This is a genomic window from Streptomyces sp. DSM 15324, assembly GCF_001514285.1.
Taxonomy (GTDB): Bacteria; Actinomycetota; Actinomycetes; order Streptomycetales; family Streptomycetaceae; genus Streptomyces.
The window spans coordinates 377,830-396,057 of sequence record NZ_KQ949023.1 but is presented as its reverse complement, the minus strand read 5'-3'; the positions used below and the strand labels follow the sequence as shown (position 1 = coordinate 396,057).

General features: G+C 72.0%; 13 protein-coding genes and 1 tRNA gene. 5 read left to right on the top strand and 9 right to left on the bottom strand.

All coding sequences use genetic code 11. The annotated features are described in order from the left end of the window. The first annotated feature begins 121 nt into the window (after positions 1-121). The 4 genes from AQJ58_RS01740 to AQJ58_RS43710 all read left to right on the top strand — a co-directional run bounded on the left by AQJ58_RS01740 (position 122) and on the right by AQJ58_RS43710 (position 4,068). Positions 122-1,765 (top strand): flavin monoamine oxidase family protein, encoded by a 1,644-nt coding sequence (locus tag AQJ58_RS01740; RefSeq protein WP_067244115.1) that lies wholly within the window; start codon positions 122-124, stop codon positions 1,763-1,765. A gap of 180 nt (positions 1,766-1,945) precedes the next feature. Continuing rightward, positions 1,946-2,539: a DUF4760 domain-containing protein gene (locus AQJ58_RS01735; protein WP_067244113.1), complete on the top strand. Its 594-nt coding sequence runs from the start codon at positions 1,946-1,948 to the stop codon at positions 2,537-2,539. 125 nt (positions 2,540-2,664) lie between these two features. Continuing rightward, complete coding sequence (locus tag AQJ58_RS01730) at positions 2,665-3,264, top strand: hypothetical protein (RefSeq protein WP_067244112.1); 600 nt, start codon at positions 2,665-2,667, stop codon at positions 3,262-3,264. Positions 3,265-3,447: 183 nt separating this feature from the next. Beyond that, complete coding sequence (locus AQJ58_RS43710; RefSeq protein WP_199844509.1) at positions 3,448-4,068, top strand: hypothetical protein; 621 nt, start codon at positions 3,448-3,450, stop codon at positions 4,066-4,068. 30 nt (positions 4,069-4,098) lie between these two features. On the opposite strand, the gene AQJ58_RS01720 is transcribed toward AQJ58_RS43710, so the two are convergent. The 5 genes from AQJ58_RS01720 to AQJ58_RS01700 form a co-directional block, all read right to left on the bottom strand. Further along, positions 4,099-4,710: a hypothetical protein gene (locus AQJ58_RS01720; protein WP_067244108.1), complete on the bottom strand. Its 612-nt coding sequence runs from the start codon at positions 4,708-4,710 to the stop codon at positions 4,099-4,101. A gap of 406 nt (positions 4,711-5,116) precedes the next feature. Next, positions 5,117-6,532 carry a thioester domain-containing protein gene (locus tag AQJ58_RS01715; protein ID WP_067244107.1) on the bottom strand — a complete coding sequence of 472 codons (1,416 nt, stop codon included), beginning with the start codon at positions 6,530-6,532 and terminating at the stop codon, positions 5,117-5,119. A gap of 286 nt (positions 6,533-6,818) precedes the next feature. Continuing rightward, positions 6,819-7,301: a single-stranded DNA-binding protein gene (locus AQJ58_RS01710; RefSeq protein ID WP_067244105.1), complete on the bottom strand. Its 483-nt coding sequence runs from the start codon at positions 7,299-7,301 to the stop codon at positions 6,819-6,821. Between the two features lie 244 nt (positions 7,302-7,545). Then, positions 7,546-9,480, bottom strand: coding sequence for a YfjP family GTPase (locus AQJ58_RS01705; protein WP_067244103.1), 1,935 nt, complete (start codon positions 9,478-9,480; stop codon positions 7,546-7,548). A gap of 3 nt (positions 9,481-9,483) precedes the next feature. Continuing rightward, complete coding sequence (locus tag AQJ58_RS01700; protein ID WP_067244101.1) at positions 9,484-11,091, bottom strand: dynamin family protein; 1,608 nt, start codon at positions 11,089-11,091, stop codon at positions 9,484-9,486. Between the two features lie 321 nt (positions 11,092-11,412). Here AQJ58_RS01700 and AQJ58_RS01695 point away from each other — a divergent pair. Further along, positions 11,413-11,485: transfer RNA gene (locus AQJ58_RS01695), tRNA-Arg, on the top strand. Between the two features lie 528 nt (positions 11,486-12,013). On the opposite strand, the gene AQJ58_RS01690 is transcribed toward AQJ58_RS01695, so the two are convergent. From AQJ58_RS01690 to AQJ58_RS01675, 4 genes are all read right to left on the bottom strand, one after another. Further along, positions 12,014-15,385, bottom strand: a complete 3,372-nt coding sequence (locus tag AQJ58_RS01690) for a S8 family peptidase (RefSeq protein ID WP_067244099.1) — start codon at positions 15,383-15,385, stop codon at positions 12,014-12,016. Continuing rightward, entirely contained in the window at positions 15,386-16,465 is a 1,080-nt protein-coding gene (locus AQJ58_RS01685; protein ID WP_067244098.1) for a CU044_5270 family protein, read from the bottom strand. Continuing rightward, positions 16,462-17,106 (bottom strand): RNA polymerase sigma factor, encoded by a 645-nt coding sequence (locus tag AQJ58_RS01680; protein WP_067244096.1) that lies wholly within the window; start codon positions 17,104-17,106, stop codon positions 16,462-16,464. The genes AQJ58_RS01685 and AQJ58_RS01680 overlap by 4 nt, the downstream gene beginning before the upstream one ends. Before the next feature lie 392 nt (positions 17,107-17,498). Further along, positions 17,499-18,170: a hypothetical protein gene (locus AQJ58_RS01675; RefSeq protein ID WP_067244094.1), complete on the bottom strand. Its 672-nt coding sequence runs from the start codon at positions 18,168-18,170 to the stop codon at positions 17,499-17,501. Positions 18,171-18,228 lie beyond the last annotated feature (58 nt).

Sequence of the window (18,228 nt, the reverse complement as noted above, 5' to 3'; positions counted from 1 at the left end):
GCCGGGTTTCGTCTCCTTCGGGGCCATCCCGCGGCCGGGTCCTCCGGGCTTCGTCACCACAAGCCACAGGAGCCAGACGAACCGGGAGCGGCCCTGGTGTGACCGACCCGAAAGGTGAGCCATGAGTACCCGCACGTCTGCCACCCCGTCCGAATCCGCGCAGTCGCTCCACCACGCCATGTCCGGCCTCGCCGGCCCGCTGAGCTCCGGCGAGGGTGCCGCGCCGGACTTCGCTGCCGCACCGCGAGCGGCGGCCGGCGAAGAGAAGTCGGTGTTGATCCTCGGCGCGGGGGTCGGCGGCCTGACCGCGGCCTACGAACTGGGCAAGCTCGGCTACCGGTGTACGGTCCTGGAGCCCCAGGAGCGTACGGGTGGCCGGAACCGCACCGCCCGCAACGGCGACAAGCTGTACGAACTCGACGGCGAGGGCAACGCGCCGGTACTGACCCACACCTGCGGCTTCGACAAGGGCCTGTACCTCAACCTCGGTCCCGGCCGCATCCCGTACCACCACCGCCGGGTCCTGAAGTACTGCACCGACCTCAAGGTGGCGCTGGAGCCGTACGTCATGGAGACCACGGCGAACGTGCTGCACCGCGCGGGACACACCCCGCCCGGCCGGCCCTGGCGCAACCGGCGCATCGCCAACGACACCCGCGGCCACCTCGCCGCGCTCCTGTCCGCCACCCTGACCGGGCGCGACGAATTCACCGGGCTGCTGCGGGACCTGCTGCGCAAGTTCGGCGACCTCGACGAGGAGGGCGAGTACCACGGCTCCACCCGCTCCGGCTACACCGAGCCCCTTGACGTCCACGACTTCCCCGCGCCCGCGCCCCCGCTGGGCCTGGCCGATCTGGTCACCTCGGAGTTCTGGAAGCACCGCTTCTACCAGCCGGTGGACTACCTCTGGCAGGCCATGATGTTCCAGCCGGTCGGCGGCATGGACAAGATCGTCACGGCTCTCACCGAGCGGATCACCTCCGCGTACGACGTGACCGTCGCGCTCAAGGCGGAGGTCACCTCGGTCGACCTGACGGGCGACGGGGTCGGCGTCACCTACCGCTCGGGCGGAAAGGAGATGACGGCGAAGGCCGACTACTGCGTGAGCAACATCCCGCTGCCGGTGCTCAAGCAGCTCACGCTGACCGGCTTCTCCCGGGAGTTCGCGAACGCGGTGACGGCGGTGGACTACGCGCCGACGTGCAAGGTCGGCTGGCAGGCCAACCGGCGGTTCTGGGAGGACGACCACCACCAGATCTACGGCGGCATCAGCTGGACCGATCACCCCATCACCCAGTTCTGGTACCCGTCCAACGACTACTTCTCCCAGGCCGGCACCCTCACCGGGGCCTACAACTTCGGCGACCACGCCGAGGACATGGGCAAGCGCTCGCCGGCCGAGCGGCTGGCCCTGGCCCGGGACGGAGCGGCGCAGCTGCACAAGGAGTTCCTGGAGAAGACCACCGTGCCCCAGGACCTCGGCGTCACCATCGCCTGGCACAAGGTGCCCCACCAGCTCGGCGGCTGGGCCGACTGGGACCCGTCCGACCCCGCCCACCAGGTCGCCTACAAGCAGCTCCTCCAGCCCGAGGGCGAGGGCCGCTTCTACGTCGTCGGCGACCAGGCCTCTCCCCTGCCCGGCTGGCAGGAGGGAGCCATGATGTCGGCGCAGTACGTCACCGCCCAGATCCACGGCCTCCTCCCCCGCACGGCCCCCGAAACCGTCCAGGTACCGGACGCCGCCTTCCTGACCCAGGGGCTCTGACCCCGGCCCGCACTCGGGGCCCGGTCCCTTGCGCATCCGGGCCCCGATCGGCACACGCCGCAAGTGCCCTGACGGCGGCCAATACGTCGTCAGGTTTGTGGCATTTGCCTACGCAGTCGCCTCGGAAGGGTCACTATGACAGGGGCAGGCTGATGGGGCAGGCGGCCGGGGGGCGAAGTCATGGTGTTCAATCTCGTGGCCACAGGGCTGTCGATAGTGGCGCTGCTTGTCACGTCGTATTCGGCCGTCTCGCAAGCCGGTCTGCAACGCCGGAACAACCAGTTACCGGCGTACGTCGACTTGCTCGCGGACTTCCGCTCGGTGGAGTTCCACGACCGCTACCAGTTCGTGACGCAGCGGTTGCTCGCCGAGTACGACCCGGCACTGGGCCTTTCCGGGCTGCCGGACGACGTGCGCCGGCAGGTGTACGACATCGTGTACTACTACCAGAACATCGCGGTGTTGCGGCTGGCCGACATCGTGGACGACGAGATGATGGCGCTGCTCCGGGTTCGCGTGGTCAAGGTGTGGGCGGCGGTCGGGCCGTTCGTGCTGCGCGAGCGCGAGGTCATGGGTACCGGCGGACAGTATCTGCTCCGCGGTCTGGAGGACTTCGCGTCCGACGCGCAGGACATGCCGCACGACACGGTCAACCGACTGATGCAGACCAGCCGGGCCCAGCGCACATGGCGGCGCCGCAGGGCCGTGCTGCGCCGCCGTGCCGCACTGCGGCAGGCACCCCCGGCCCCCGTCCCTCCCTCCGGAGCGGAATAGCGCCACAGCCGTGCCGACGAAGGCAGGAAAGCGGTCGGCCTCGCATTCGTCGAGGCTGACAAAACGGCAAGCGCCCACGGCGTGGGACGTGAAAGGGTGCGGTTCGGTCTGAAGTAGGGGGAGACATGGGGCTGGCCTACGGCTACGACATCTATCTACGTCCTCGGAATGTCGCCAGGGCGCTGGCCAATCTGGCCCGGCTGGCGCCGCCGGACGGTGCCGTGCCGCCGCTCGAGGTCACCCTGCCCGGTGGTGCGCTGCTCGACCTCCCGTTCACGTCCCGCTTCAAGAGCGAGCCGGTCGACTGTTCCGCGAGCGGCACCCTCGACCTCGACACCTCCCTCCTCTTCGACGCCGATGACGCACTGCGCGAGTACGCGCGGACGAACGACCGTCGGCCCGAGGCGGACGGACGCGTCCGGATCGGGTACATCTACGCGACGATCCGGTTCGAGTCCGGGCTGCGCCCTGACTACGCGTCGGTGGAGTGCTGGGCGGCCACGTCGGAGATGAGCCGTCTGTTCGAGCGGTCGGCCAACATCAGGAAGGCGTTCACCGACCTCACGGCCGACAGCGGAGGAGTGTGCTGCCTGTTCGACACCGGGGACGGCGCCCCCGAGCAAGTGTGCTGGCTCAACGGTGAACCCACCCAGGACCTGGTCGGCGGTCCCCGCTTTCCGGATCGGCGCGCGCTCGCGGCGACGTGGGCCGACCCCGAGAAATAAACACGAATGCATTCGAGCCTCCACAGGTGACACGGCCACGCCTCAATTGATTAGCGTTCGACATTTGACGGCCTAATCCGTTGAATTTTTTCACTCCGTAGAATTTGATGACCCCGCGGCACCGGCAGACGATAGAAACATAGCGACCTCGGAACAGCGGAGGAGACTATGTTCAGGCGAATCATGGCTGCCGCGATGGTGATTGCCGCCGGTGCAGGGGGCGCGCTGATCGCGCCGTCGACCGCAGGCGCCCAGGACTACGGGCCCAACACCTGCAGACAGGGGTATGTCTGGCGGGAAGCGCGGGCCGGTGACCTCGTCTGTGTCACGCCGCAGACCCGTGCGGACACCGCCGACGACAACGCCCTGGCCCCGGGCCGCACCCTCCCGAACGGCTACTGCAAGCAGGGCTATGTCTGGCGTGAGGCGTGGGGCTCCGACGACCTGACGTGTGTGACCCCGCAGACCCGCGCGCAGGCACGGTACGACAACAGCCGGGCCGACGACCGGCGGTTGGCGGTGCGGCTGTGGGTCACCACGGAGAACGGCACCCTCAAGGTCAGCGGCGACCACTTCAACGTGAACGGCCAGGTCCGCCTCGTCTTTTCCGGAGCGGTCAGCAAATCCTGGACGATCACAGCCACCAGGCACTCCGGATATGCCGGCGGAAGCTTCGGATTCGTCCCCGGATTCACCGGACCGTGCGCTCCCGGAAACCCGAACGCCCAGGTTCGCGCGATCGATCTGACGTCGGGTCGCCGCACGGCCGCCGTCCCGTTCGTCTATTGCGTCAGGTTCGACTGAGAAATTGCGGCAATCTTCTCCGTGCCGCCGTCAGCAGTCGATGTCGACCGCTCCCCCGTCGAAGACCGGATCGCCGGCCGCACCGTCCACCTGAAGGCGGCCCCCGTCCCGCCCCCAGGTCAGTGCGTACGCGCCCGCCCCGACGGGCCGGCCGTTGTCGTCGACCGTCCAGTGCCCCGCCGCGCCCAGGGCCAGGCCGGTGGGCCCCACCGCGTAGGCCTCGGCGGTGCCCAGCACGAGGAAGGACGTCTCCCGCACCACGGCCGTGCAGCCCTCCGGCCCCGCAGGTCGCAGCACGTAGTACTTCGCGTCCGAGATCAGATCGTCCATCGCTCCCCAGGCGACGCCGAGCACGGCCAGGCCCGTCAGCAGCCAGCCCCCCAGCCGTGCCCCTCTCGCGTACGTCGGCGGGAGCGCCGCGGCGCCCGGACGGCGGCTCCTGCGGGCGAGGACCAGACGCAGGACCAGCACAAGGACCAGCAAGGCCGCACTCACACCCCAGCCGGGTACCACCCGGCCCCGCACGACCAGCAGGAAACTGCTCCAGCTCGCCACGGCGGCGAGCGCCAGGGCCCCGGTGCCCGCCGCCGCGGCGACGGCCGGCGACCACCTCGACTCACGTCGTGCGCATGCTTCCGTCACAGCGGATACGACGACCTTCCCGCACCGGCAGTTGCACCCGGGCGCAGCGCGCGGCTGCGAGACTGTGATCCCTCGTGCCGTGATGTGCCGTGCTGTGCTGTGCTGTGCTGTGCTGTGCTGTGAGGAGGAGCCGCCGTCGTGCTGATCGGCAGCGGGATCAAGGCGCGGGAGGCGGCCGCCGACGACCGGCTGCTCGCCCGGCTCGGGCTGCTGGACGGCTACCCGGCCACCTGGGTGATCGGCAGGACGGTCGGCATGGATGCCGCGCGGGGCGGCCTCGACTACGTCGCCCCCGTCGGCGAGAACGAGGAGACCGTGGACGCGCCCTGCGGGCCGTCCGTGGCGGCGAGGCCGCCGCACTGCGCTGACCGTCCGGCCGTCAGTGGCGAGGCCCGCCGCTCCCCCCTCAGGCGTTCTCCTTGCGGCCCGCCAGGACCAGGACCGCTCCGCCGATCACCACCAGGCCGATGGCCGTGCCCGCGATGATCGGGGTGGCGCTGGAGCCGCCTGTCTCGGCGAGGTTGGTGTCGGTGACGGAGGTTCCGGTGCCCCCTACGGTGGCCGGGCTGGGGTCGCTGAGGGTCTGCGTGGTCACGTTCGCCGTCTCCGCGGTCCGGGTCCGGCAGTCCAGGAGGCCGGTGAAGCGGGACTCGGCGCCCTGAAGGCCGGTGATCGTGAAGTCGTAGGGCTGATCCTCCTGGAGCGGGATCGTCACCGTCTGGACGGTGCCCGCCGGGATGGCGTGCTCGGCGCCCATCAGCTCGAAGGTGAAGGCCTCGTCGCCCTGGTTGGCCACGGTGATGTCCACACCGCTCTCGGCGCAGTTCTTCGCGGCCGACAGGGCCGGTACGGCGCCCTGCTGCGCCCAGGTCGCGCTCGCCGTCGCCGAAACGGTCGACTCGCTGGAGCCGGCCAGTATCTGGGTCTGGCTGCGGCTGTCGGAGGTGAAGGCGCGGCCGACGGGGATGGTCGTGGAGGCCTGGACCGTGAGTGCGGCGGAGCCGGGGTCGGCGTCGGCGGGCACGTCGAAGAACAGCTGGCTGCCGTTCGTCGCGGTCGTGACCGGCTTGCCGTCCTTGCCGACGATCCGCACCCCGGTGATCCCGGCGTCCAGCGGCGGGGTGACCGTCACCGCGCTCGCGTCGGTGTGCACGGTCACCGGTCCGATGGGCTCGCCGGGGTGGCCCGAGACGGCCGGCGCGTCGAGCGTCAGGGAGGCCTGCGGCTCGGCGGTGTCGCGGGCGGCCTTCTGGAGGTAGTCCGCGAGCTGTTCGGCCTGGGGGTCGACGGCGTCCACGTCGGCGCCGTCCGAGTAGCGCCAGATCGCCACCTGGGTGCCCGCCGCCGCGTCCTGCTCGGTGAGCCCGCCGGAGATGCCGGCCTTCGTCGCCAGCGAGGCCAGATCGTTGACCTGGGGATAGGAGTTCTGCAGGATCCAACGGATCCTGCCCGCGTCGTCGTCGGCGCCCAGCGAGGTGCCGCTCCACGGCGTCTCCTGGTACTTCGCGTCCCGCTGGGTGGGGTTGTGCAGGTCGACGCAGTAGGTCTGGAGGGTGCCGCCGCCGTCAACGGACATCTCGAACAGGCCCGCCGAGATCTCCTGGTCGCCGCCGTCGTCATGGAGGACCGCGGCACCGTACGTCTTGAGGCCGCCCATGGTGGCGGTGGCTCCGCCCGGGGTCTGCGCGGTCTCGTCGGCGGCGGCCGGGCTCGCGGCGACGATCACGCCCGCGATGGCGACGAACCCACCGACCAGCGCCGACGCGGCGAGGCGGGCGGCGCCGCGCGTGCGCGCGAACGGCGCGGAGAACGAAGAAATCAACGTAATTCCCCTTCGAGCAGGACCCGTTGACCTGGGGGTACGGTCCCGTCAGCAGCATCAGAAGCCCCGTGAGCCACGATCGGCATCCTAGAGACGCCCGCGCACCCGGTTTCCCGGTCCTGTCATCGGATGGGTGATCCGACTCGGAATCGTTATCCCCAAGATCGCCAACAGGCGGGGAACAAGCCGCACTTGTCGACAAATCCACCGGGCGACTCGGAGGGATCCGGCGATGTGCCACCCACCCGTCGGCCCGGGGCGCCGCCCGCCCTCGGGTGACCCGATCTCACGTCACGGCCACGGCCTCACGCGGCTGTTGGGCTTCCACCCCGCCGGAGTCCGCCGCGGGCGCGGGCGTCTCCCAGTCGGGCTCGGGCTGTGCGGGGGCGCCCACAGCGGCCGGCTCGGGCCGGCCCGAGCGCCGGAAGGCCGAGGTGCCGCGGGCGAGGTCATGGCCGATCGACACCGCGTCGATGTCCGCCGAGGTCCGGTTCTGCTGCCCCTCCCGTGTCTCCGTGCGCACCTTGAGCCGGCCCTGCACGATCACCGGATCGCCGACGTTCAGCGACGCGGCCGCGTTCACGGCCAGCTGCCGGTTGGCCCACACCGTGAAGAAGTTGGTGTGCCCGTCGGCCCAGGTGCCTTTCTCCCGGTCCCAGTAGCGCGCGGTCACCGCCAGCCGGAACCGGGCCGACGGCCCCGCCGCCAGCTCCCGGTAGACCGGCTGCGTCGCCACGTTCCCCACCGCGCACACGATCGTCTCGTTCATGTCCCGAACCCCTCCCGTAGCCCGGCCGTCCCGCCGGGCTAAGTCGCCTACGGGCCCGTCCCGTACGGCTGCCTGGTCGCGCCGACCGCGTCCGTCGCGATCGCCGCACCGCCAGACTGCCGCCACCGGACCGAGCCCGCCGCGCCCTGTGGACCGCCGCCCGCCTGTGGACAACCCCGTCACCCGGACGAGTGAGCCACGGCTCCGGCCGGATCACGTCCCGCCCCCGCCGCCCCGTCCCGGCTCAGCGCACCCCCGCGCCCACCACCCGCCCGTACTGCTCCCGCACCTCCCGGTACCGCAGCAGCTCCGCCGCCAGCGGGTCCAGGACGCGAGCCCGGCCGCAGCCGGCGGCGGCCTCCCGCAGTCGGCGTTCCGCGTCCTGCCCGTACCGCCGGGCCGGGCCCCGGGCCGCCAGTCGGCAGCTCCACTCCACCAGGGGGCCGCCGACGATCCCGGCCACCATCAGCAGCACCGGCACCCCCAGGTTCGGGTCCATGACCCCGGCGATCTGCCCCGCCAGCCACAGGCCGCCGACGACCTGGAGCAGCGTCATCGCCGCCTGCGCCAGCACCGCCACCGGCCACCACCCCGGCCGCGGCGGCCGTCCGGGCGGCAGTCCGGCGCGTGCGGCCAGTTCGTCCAGCGCCTCGGGCAGCCCCTGCGAGCCACGGACGGCCGCCTCCCGTACCGCCTGCGCCCAGGGCGCGGGCAGCCCGGCGGAGGCCCGTTCGGACACCGTGCGCACCGCCTGCTCGACCCGCTGGCGGGCCGTGGCCTCCTCGTCGGCCTGGGCGCGGGCCGGGAGCCGCCCGGTGACCGGGTCCCCGCCGGACTGGCACCACCGCCACAGCCGCAGCCACGGCGTCCCGCAGGCCCGGCCCGCGTTGCGCAGCCAGGCCCGCTCGGCCGCCTCGCCCGCCGCGGTGGCGCCCACCGCGTCCGCGAGCCGGTCGGAGAACTCCTCCCGCGCCTCCTCGCTCAGCCCGGTGCGCTGCCCGGTGACGTAGACGGGCCGCAGCCGGGCCGCAGCGGCGTCCACGTCGGCCGAGACCCGGCGGCCGGCCGCGCCCCGCTCGGTGACGAACTGCCCCAGCAGTTCCCGCAGTTCGCCGACGCCGTCCCCGGTGAGCGCGGACATGGCGAGGACGGTCGCGCCGGGTTCGCCGTACTCGCCGAGGGCGATGCCGTCCTCGTCGAGGAGCCGGCGCAGATCGTCGAGGACCAGTTCGGCGGCCTCGCCGGGCAGCCGGTCGACCTGGTTGAGGACGACGAACATCACCTCCGCGTGCCCCGCCAGGGGGCGCAGATACCGCTCGTGGAGCATGGCGTCGGCGTACTTCTCGGGGTCCACCACCCAGACGACCGCGTCGACGAGCTTCAGGATGCGGTCGACCTGTTCGCGGTGCTGTACGGCGGCGGAGTCGTGGTCGGGCAGGTCGATCAGGACGAGTCCGCGCAGCTGGGCCTCCGCCTCCGGGCTCTGCACCGGCCGCCGGCGCAGCCGGCCCGGGATGCCGAGGCGGTCGATGAGGCTCGCGGCGCCGTCGCTCCAGCTGCACGCGATGGGCGCGGCGGTCGTCGGGCGCCGTACGCCGGTCTCCGAGATGGGCACTCCGGCGAGGGCATTGAAGAGCTGGGACTTGCCGCTGCCGGTGGCGCCGGCGAGGGCGACGACCGTGTGCTGCCCGGAGAGCTTGTGCCGCGCCGCCGCCTCGTCGAGCACCCGGCCGGCCTCGGCGAGCGTCCGGTTGTCGAGGCGGGTGCGGGACAGGCCCACGAGTTCGCGCAGCGCGTCGAGCCGGGACCGCAGGGGGCCGTCGTAGACGGGTGGGCCCGCGGGGGGTGCGCCACCGGTGCGGACCGGCACCGGGCCGTGCTCGCCGCCCGCGCCCTCGTTCACCCGGCGCGCGATGAGACCGTCGTCCCAGGCGTCGACCGCTTCGGCGACGGGGTCGCCCGCATCGGCGCCACCGGCCTCCGCGCGGGAAGCGGCCTGCTCGGGGGCGCCCTGGGAGGCGTCCCGCGGCCCGCCGCGCCCGCCGTCCCCGAGCCCCTTGGCGTCGCGGCCGCCCGCGTGCGCTGCCGTGCGGTCGGAGGCTTCCGAGCGCCCCGTGTGGTCCGTATGGTTCGTGTGATCCGTGTGATCCGTGTGGTCCTCGTCAGTGACGGCGGTCACCGGTCACCTCTCCTTCTGCAGTACGGACAGCGCGGCGATGAGTTCGGCCTGGGGTTCGGCGTGGACGTCGAGCCCGTCGAGGGGGGCGAGGCGGCGCTCGCGTTCGGCGTGCAGGACGCGGTCCAGATGTTCGGTGAGCAGCCGTCCGCCGCGGTCGCGCAGCCTCAGCGCGCCGTGTGCGCCGAGCCGTTCGGCGAGGCCCTCGCCCGCGGTGCGGGCCCGGCGGCCGCCCAGCAGGGCGGTGGCGACGAGCGCGGCGACCGCCTCGGGGTCGGGTGCGGCGCCGCGTTCCAGGGCGCGTACTTCGTCCTCCGCGTACTCCTCCAGCTCCCGCCGCCACCGCCGTACGGCCATCGCGATGCGGTGTTCGGCGTGTTCCGGGGTGGACTCGGCGTCGGTCAGGGCCGGTGCGGCGGAGGCGGGTTCGCGGCGCCAGGCCTCGTCGACGCGTTCGTCGGCGGCGGTGACGGCGCACAGCAGGAGGGCGGCGAGGCTCTCCGCGAGGGCGTCGAGGAGTTCGCCGGCGGTGCAGTCGAGGGGGAAGGCGCGCCAGCGTTTGAGGGCGTCCCCGGCGAGGACGGCGCCGTTCTGCAGGCGGCCCCGTACGCGCGCGTACTCGCTGTCGTACGCCTTCTCCACAGCCGTGGTGAGCCTCAGGGCGGCGGCGTACTGCGCGGCGGCGGCACCGGCGAGTTCCGGCATCCGGGACTTCAGGGAGTCGAGGACGCCGTGGGCGGTGCGGGCGAGGGCGTGGTGGCGGGCGCCGGGGTCCTGGGCGTGGTGGACGAGCCAGGTCCGCAACGGGGCCACGGCGGTGGCCGGGAGCAGCCCGCCGCCCCAGGCCGACTCGGGGAGTTCGGGGACGGTGAAGCGGGGCACGTCACCGAGGCCGGCCTTGGTGAGGAGGGCGCCGTACTGCCGGGACACCTCGGCGACGACCTGGTGGGGGACGCGGTCCAGGACGGTGACGAGGGTGGCGTCGTACTCCTTGGCGGTGCGCAGCAGATGCCAGGGCACGGCGTCGGCGTAGCGGGCGGCCGTGGTGACCATCACCCAGATGTCGGCGGCACAGATCAGTTCGGCCGCGAGGGCGCGGTTGTCGGCGATGAGGGAGTCGATGTCGGGGGCGTCGAGGAGGGCGAGGCCGGGCGGGAGGGTTTCGGCGGTCTCGATGCGCAGGACGCGCCGGCCGTCCTCGCCGGGCAGCAAGAGGTCGTCCGTGAGCTCCTGATGGGGCACCCACACGCGCGTGAGGCCGGGCAGGACGCGCATGCCGCTGAACCAGTGATGGTCCTCCGGATGGCAGACCAGCACCGGGGTCCGGGTGGTCGGCCGCAGCACGCCCGCCTCGCTGACGCGCCGTCCGACCAGGGAGTTCACGAGGGTGGACTTGCCCGCGCCGGTGGAGCCGCCGATGACGGCGAGGAGCGGCGCTTCGGGCTGTCTGAGGCGGGGCACCAGATAGTCGTCGAGCTGGGCGAGCAGTTCGTCGCGGTTGGCACGCGCGCGTGGCGCGCCCGCCAGGGGCAGCGGGTAGCGTGCGGCGGCGACACGGTCGCGCAGGGCGGAGAGTGCGTCGAGCAGTTGAGGCCGTACGTCCAAGGTCACCACATGCGAAGAATGCCCAATTTTAGGGGATTTATGAAGCATATAGGCATGTCTGCGCGCCGATAGGACAGAAGGGGCGGAGGGGATGACTGGGACACAGGCACAGCCCAGGCATAACGAGTGCACAACACCCGGGTTGCGAGACGCCAAAAGCGATGCACGATTCGCACCTGCCTGCGATTATCAGGACCGCTTCACCGAACCTCCACATTGAGCCACGGAGGCGAAGCAACCAGGACAAGGAACCGGGAGCCCTATCCTTGTCCCCGGCAACGTCACGGATCGCCCCACACCCGGGCAGTACGTACGAGGCCATCCCATCCGGCCCCCGTAGCTCAGTGGATAGAGCAGGCGCCTTCTAAGCGCTTGGCCGCAGGTTCGAGTCCTGCCGGGGGCGCAAGTCTCCGCCCTCCCTCCGGGAGGGCATTTTTGCTGTTCAGAGCATGTTTCACGTGACACGGCGAAGCCCCGGACACCCCCCCCGGCGATCATGGGGAGGTTCCGGGGCTGTCCGGCTGTCGCCGGGTTTTGGCGGGTGGCCCTGTCGCATACGTGTCGATGTTCTCGGCGGGAGTCTCAGCCCGCGTCGGGCGGCTCGGGAAGGTCTCCCGCCGCTTCCACCCGCCTTTTCAGGTCAGGAAGCTGCCCTTGACGCACCTCGCGTAGGTGGCCGGCAGCACCGGCACTGCCGACCTCCGGGGTCGCCGTGTGGATCACCGGCTCGCACCACTGATCTGCGGCATCAGGCCCGGAATCGTCACGTCCTGCACTCGCATGGCTACGGCTTCCTCCGGTCGCGAGGCGCCGTGGTACAGCCTGGCGAAGAACGCGTGCAGCCGCTTCCCGCCCCGCGGCCGGCTCCGGATCCAGTCGCAGCTCGGCCGTGACGCCCGCAGCCCTCCGTGCCCGCAGTGTCTGGACCACGTCAGGTCAGGAGGTATGCCTTCAGGATCGTCACCGCGTAGGTGTTGCCGGTGGTGTCGGTCAGGGTGGATTTGAGGGAGACCGAGCGGGCGTTTTCCGGGTGGGTCAGGGTGAGGGTCCTTTTGCCGTGGGTGGTGGTCACCGGGGCGGGGGACCAGGTCTTGCCGGCGTCGTAGGAGACCTTCACCGTCAGGGATTTCAGGTCAGTGGCCGCCGGGCCCTGGAGGGAGAGGGGGATCGTGGTGCGGCGGCCTGCGGGGGCCGTGCCCGTCGGGGTCAGCTTCGGGTGGAAGCGGACCGTGGAGAGGGGCAGGGAGCCGGAGTCGGACGGGCTGGACGTGAAGGTCCAGGCCGCTGTCAGGCGGCTCGTGGTCGTGGCCACGCCTGGCGGGCGGGTCAGGTCCGTTCGGATCGTGTAGCGGGCCGGGACGGACGGGAGCTTCGCCACGCTCTGGCAGAGGTCGCCGTCGTTGTCGAGCAGGGTGCTGCCGTCCGCGGTGACCGTGGTGCGGCGTTTCGCTGTGGAGGAGGCGGGGTGTCCGCTCCCGTCGGCGAGGTCGGGGACGCACAGGTCGAGGGTGTCGCCGTCGCGCCGTGCGCCGTACGGGCCGCCGGTGACCGGGCTGAAGACACCGACGTTGTACGTGGCCGCGTAGGTCCGGCCCGCTTGGTACGACTGCGCGCTCTCCGTGCCGTAGAAGACGTCGTCGTCTCCGGAGGCGTTTCGCTGGCCCAGGTTGGCCGTCCACTTGAAGCCCTTGGGCGTGGTGACGTAGATCTTCGCGGTCGTCGGCAGCGGGAAGGGGTCGCTCACCGTGCCCAGCGACAGGGTGGGGCCGCTCCACAGGACGTTGACGATGCCCTTGCGGTGTGCGATGGACGAGCCGAAGTCCCGCTTCAGCAGGGCCAGTTCGTTCATGCGCGTGGTGTGCCGATAGCCGGTGGGGAAGCGGTCGGGCAGGTTGTGGAGCAGGTGGTAGGTGGTGCTGCCCTTCTGCCACAGGCCGCCGAGCTGCGTACTGAGCCTCCCGGCCGGGGCGGTCGGTCCCAGGGTCGCGGTGCGCAGGTCCTTGAACGTTCCCCAGAACAGGGTGCTGTTGTGGGATTCGCTCCCGGTGTCTCCGGTGCCCACGGCGAGGTTGAGCTGGCCGTCGGACATCTTCGCGCCCTGCGGCGCGGTGATCCGGACCGGCTTCGCCTTGCGCGCGTCGAAGACGACCGTGGTGTCCCCGGTCAGCGAGAGCCGCGGCCGGACCAGCGCGGAGGTGCCCCTGGCGTCGTCCAGCACGGTGTCCACGACGTAGTCGCCGCGGGGGACCCGCACCCGGTACACGCCCTGGGAGATCTGCTCGGAGTCCCTGAGGTTCGTGGTCCAGTACGTGCCCGAGTACCCGAGGATCTCGGTCAGCGGCGCGCTCACGGGCTTGCCGCCGCGGTCGAGGAACTTCAGGGTGAGGTCGTGTGCCTCGGCCTCGCGTACGACGCCGAAGGCGGTCCGTACGGCCGCGGGGTCGGCGCCGTTCCGCGCGGTGGCGACCAGCGCGCCCGAGTAGGCGCCGTCCGCCGCCTCGACGCGGGTGTCCGCGGTGAGGTCGACACCGGCGGTGCCGCCCGCCGGGACGGTGAGCTGTGTGGTGCTCAGCGTGAACATGCCTTCGGGGGCCGTACTGCCTCCGGGGCCGGTCGCGGTGGCCGTCAGGTCCAGGGTGACGGGGTGGTCGCCGTCGTTGCGGTAGGTGAGGTGCCGGGTGACCGGCCGGTCGTCGGTGTGGGGCCACAGCTGCTTGCCGAAGGACACGGAGGTCTGTTCGCTCGCCACCGCCCCCTCCAGTGCCCGGGACACGTCGAGCCGGCCCGTCCCCTGCTGGTAGCCGGTCGCGCCGGTGGCCGGGGTGGTGGACGCGGTGAGCGCCTGCTTGATCCGTGCGCCGGTCCAGTCGGGGTGCCGCTGGGCGAGGATCGCGGCCGCCCCCGCGCCATGCGGCGTCGCCATCGACGTACCGGACATGGAGACATAGCCGTCGGCAGCCGGGTCGCCCAGGTTGCCGTGCGCCGCCCTCGCCGAGACGATGCCCACGCCCGGCGCCGTGAGGTCCGGTTTCAGCGCGCTGTCGGCGGTCGGGCCGGTGCTGGAGAAGTCGGCGAGCCGGTCCTCGCCGTCGACGGCGCCCACGGTGAGCGCCGACTCCGCGGCCCCCGGGGAGTCGACGGTTCCCGCGTCGGGGCCCTCGTTGCCGGCCGCGGCGACGGTGAGCATGCCGGTGCTCTTCGAGAGGGCGTTCACCGCCGCCTCGACCGGGTCCTCGCCCGGGGTGTCGGCCTGGCCCAGGCTGAGGTTGGCCACCTTGGCGCCCTGCCCGGCGGCCCACTCCAGGCCGGCGATGACGCTGGAGTCGCTGCCCTCACCGCTGTCGTCCAGCACCTTGGCGTTGAGGATCCCGGCACCGGGCGCGACCCCCTTGTACCGGCCGCCGGACCGTGCGCCCGACCCCGCCAGCGTCGCGGCCACATGGGTGCCGTGGCCGGCCATGTCGTCGGTGCTGCCGGTGCCGGTGAAGTTCTTCGACGCCTTCACCGCCGAGGCGAGGTCCGGGTGTGTGGTGTCGACGCCGGTGTCCAGGACGGCGACCTTGACGCCCTTGCCGTCGTATCCGGCCGCCCAGGCGGCCGGGGCGCCGATCTGCGCGACGCCGCCGCCCGCCTCCCCGGCCTTCGCGCCGTCTTCGTCCGCCGGCGCCCTGAACCGGCCGTCCAGCCAGACCCGCGCGACTCCCTTCCCCTCGGTGAGGGCCTGCCACATGTCGTCGGCCCCGGCCTTGGGGACGGTGATCGCGGCGCCCGCCACACTGGGCAGTTCCCGGCGCACGGTGGCGTCCGCGTCCGCGACCAGCGACTTCTGGGTGCTCCGGCGCTGGGCGGACGTGCCCTCGTACGCCACGATCAGCGGGAGCGTGCCGCGCCGGGTGTCGTCGTAGCCGGCGCGTATCAGGCCGCTGACATCGAACAGCCGCATGTCCAGGACGCCTTGGCCGATCAGGGCGGCGGCGTCGGCGGGAACGACGTACTGATCGCCCCCGGCGCCGCGCACGGACACCGGGACATGCTCACGGCCCGGTGCCCGCCGTACGCCCGTCACCCGGCCCCGGGCGTCCAGCCGGACCCCGTCGCCGGTGAGGAGGGTGACGTACCGGCCTGCCGCGGAAGCGGAGCCGGGGGCCCGTGCGCCGAGGGCGTGGCTGCCGGGCGCCGCGACGGTGGCGGTGTCCTGCGTCCGTACGCCGAGGCCGGAGCCCGTGGCCGCCACCGAGACACCCGTCATCAGCCCCGCCACCAGCAGGGCGGCCAGCGAGGCGCTGGTGGTTCTGTCGCGCATTCAGCTCGCCTGCCCGGGGACCTGCTTGGCGGCGTCGACGACCGCGCGCTCGGTGATCGCGCTGGTGTGCGTGACGGTACCGACCTTGAGGGGATTGCCCGCCGTGGCCTTGACCACCACGATGCGCTCGCCGAGGAACCGCAGCGTCTTCTTGTCGAAGATCCACTCGGTGCGCTCGCCGTCGTTCTCCCGCGCGATCGCGACCCCGTGCCGGCCCGTGGCGTCGACCGCGTCATCCACCGAGACGACGCCGGGGATCTTGGCCGCGGCCTGGTAGAGGGCGGCGCCGACCTCGGCGGGCGGGTAGCTCTCGAACAGCAGATCGCCGATCGCGACGAAGGCGGCCTGGTCGCGCGGGACTTCGGGGTCCCGGACGGCGTCCGACTCGCGGTAGATCCGCTGGAGCAGCGCGTCGGGGTCGGTCGGCAGCGCGGCCAGGGCGTTGTAGGCGCCGCTGAACGGGGTGTCGCCCTTCAGGGTGATGCCCTTGTCGCTGGTCTGACCGGCCTCGATCAGCCAGCCGTCCCTGCCGTCGAGGGAGTTCCAGACCTGGCGGGAGTGCAGCTCGTCGCTGACCGCCTCGCTCTTGTCGCCGACGGTCTTGATGTAGCTGTCGGCCACCTTCGAGGCGATGTAGATGTACTGGCCCTTGCGCGGGGTGGGCTCGGAGGTGTCGGCGGCTGCCAGGGAGATGCGTTCGAGGAGCTGGGGGGCGCCCTTGGCGTCGGCGACGCCGATCCTGGTGGTCAGTGCCGGGCCGGTGGCCAGGGCGGTCTTGCCGCCGTCGGTCCCGCCACCGGTGAGGGCGAGGCCGCCCGCGACCGCGCCGGCCAGGGCGAAGGCCGCGGCGGGCAGGAGGATCGTACGGCGCAGGAACGGGTTGGAGCGCTTCACGGGCGCGACCGGAGAGGTAACGGACGTGCGGGAGGGGGTGCGGAGGTCTTCGTGGATCCGGGCCATCATCTGCTCCTTGTGGAACTGGTGGCGGCCCGCCGGCAGATCCCGCTCGGCGGAGGGCAGCAGACTCTGCGTCTCCGTCCACTCGGCCGGGTGGGGCCGGTGGGAGGGGCTGGCGTTCATCGGTTTCCTTCCTGTGCGGACCGGACCGCGTATCCGCGATCACCTGTTATCTGCCGGTTCGTGCGGGTGGGTTCCCGTTTTTCTTCGAGCAGTTGCGCATCGGCGAGCTTGCGCAGCTTGGCGCGGGCGCGGGAGAGGCGGGAGCGGACGGTGCCGACCGGGATACCGAGGGCGCGGGCCGCCTCGGCGTACTCCATCCCCTCCCACAAACACAGCGTCAGGACCTCACGCTCGGGGCGCTTGAGCAGGCTGAGGGCGGCGAGCGTGGCGTTGATACGGCGCCGGTCGTCCAGGCGTCCGGCGGTCTCCTCAGCGTGGTCCTCGACCCGCTCCTCAGCGGCGTGCGCGGCGGCCGCGGCGCTCGCCGCGTTGCGGTAGCGGCGGTTGCTGCGGTGGTGGGAGCGGGCGACGTTGGTGGCGATGCCCAGCAGCCACGGCCGCAGCGAGCCACCTTCGGCCTCGACCGAGGCCCGGCGCCGCCACGCCTCCATGAAGGTCGTCGACAACACGTCCTCGGCCAGCGACCAGTCGGCGGTCAGCCGAAAGGCGTGGTTGTACACCGCGCGGGCGCACTCGTCGAAGAGTTCCGCGAAGGCGTCCGGATCTCCGCTTCGCACCCGGGTTCGCATATCTGTGGTCACGTCTTGCACTGACGTTCGGTGCGGGCGGGTTCCGGTGAGACACGTCACAGCCGTCGCACAGGTCACCGGTGCGGTGACCGCACGAGGACTCGGCGGACATGGCAGCCGCTCAGCCACGCACCGCTCAGGCTGGGAGTCTCCAACAGCTTCTCGACCAGCCTGCGTACACCCGGACCGGGTCCCGCATCGGATCGGGGCGCCTTGTCTTCGGGTCTGCGGGCAACCTCACGAGATTCCGATCAACCGCTGGCCGACCTCTCCGCGTCCAGCGGCGGACCCGGCAGGTGGTGCCACGCGTGACGGCACCCCTCGGCGCAGTACAGCGTCCGTCTGGGAAGGGTTCCACGCGGGAAAGCCGAACGGGCGGTTCACAGGCAGGCGTTGATGCGGAGTCAGCAGGCGTCGTACTTCCAGGCACCGCCCTCAACCGTCCACGGCTGCCCCTGCTGGTCGAGCTTCGGCAGGCCCCTCACCTTGTACGAGACGCGGCCCGTGTCCCCTGAGACGGTGGCGTGCACGTCCGTCGCCGGGTGGTCGGGACCGTACGCCTTCGCTGCCTGCTCCACGGTGGCCGCGAAACTGGCCGAGCCCGCCTTGGCGCGGCAGCGCTTCGACAGGAAGGCGTACGCCCCCTCCCCGTCCCCTCCGAAGTAGAGGTTCACGTAGGTGTCCGCGACGCGCTCCAGTTCGATGGCGTCGGGCGGCGTCGGGGTGGTGGTCGGCGTCTCGGCGACCGTGGTGGTGCTGCGCTTCGGGGGCTCGGCTTTGTCGTCGCTGGACGATGAACAGGCGGCGAGGGTGGCGAGTAGGGCGGTGGCGAGTGTGATGGCCGCGCGGATACGCATGTCTCCCCCATGGAACGGTGTGTTGGAGGGAGCATGGTGCCACGCCGGGCAGGGTGGGGCCCCGTCCAGGGAACGGCGGTTGGAGGTCTGCTCGTCGCGCGAGGTCTCGATCTCGGCCGCCAGCATGGCCATGTCGTGCACATGCGTGTTGTGCTTGGCCCCGTACTCGTCATCGATCGCGGGCAGAACTCTGCCGAGCGCCGCTGTGAGCCCGGTCAAGCCCGCGCGTCGAGCTTCTCTTCGAGCATGGGGGAGATCCTTCCAGACCCAGTGCGTC

What these genes read in the sequence shown, in the direction of transcription:
- AQJ58_RS01740 (WP_067244115.1), top strand. Translation starts at nt 122, where the DNA reads ATGAGTACCCGCACGTCTGCCACCCCGTCCGAATCCGCGCAGTCGCTC.
- AQJ58_RS01735 (WP_067244113.1), top strand. Translation starts at nt 1,946, where the DNA reads ATGGTGTTCAATCTCGTGGCCACAGGGCTGTCGATAGTGGCGCTGCTT.
- AQJ58_RS01730 (WP_067244112.1), top strand. Translation starts at nt 2,665, where the DNA reads ATGGGGCTGGCCTACGGCTACGACATCTATCTACGTCCTCGGAATGTC.
- AQJ58_RS43710 (WP_199844509.1), top strand. Translation starts at nt 3,448, where the DNA reads ATGGCTGCCGCGATGGTGATTGCCGCCGGTGCAGGGGGCGCGCTGATC.
- AQJ58_RS01710 (WP_067244105.1), bottom strand. Translation starts at nt 7,301, where the DNA reads ATGAACGAGACGATCGTGTGCGCGGTGGGGAACGTGGCGACGCAGCCG.
- AQJ58_RS01690 (WP_067244099.1), bottom strand. Translation starts at nt 15,385, where the DNA reads ATGCGCGACAGAACCACCAGCGCCTCGCTGGCCGCCCTGCTGGTGGCG.
- AQJ58_RS01685 (WP_067244098.1), bottom strand. Translation starts at nt 16,465, where the DNA reads ATGAACGCCAGCCCCTCCCACCGGCCCCACCCGGCCGAGTGGACGGAG.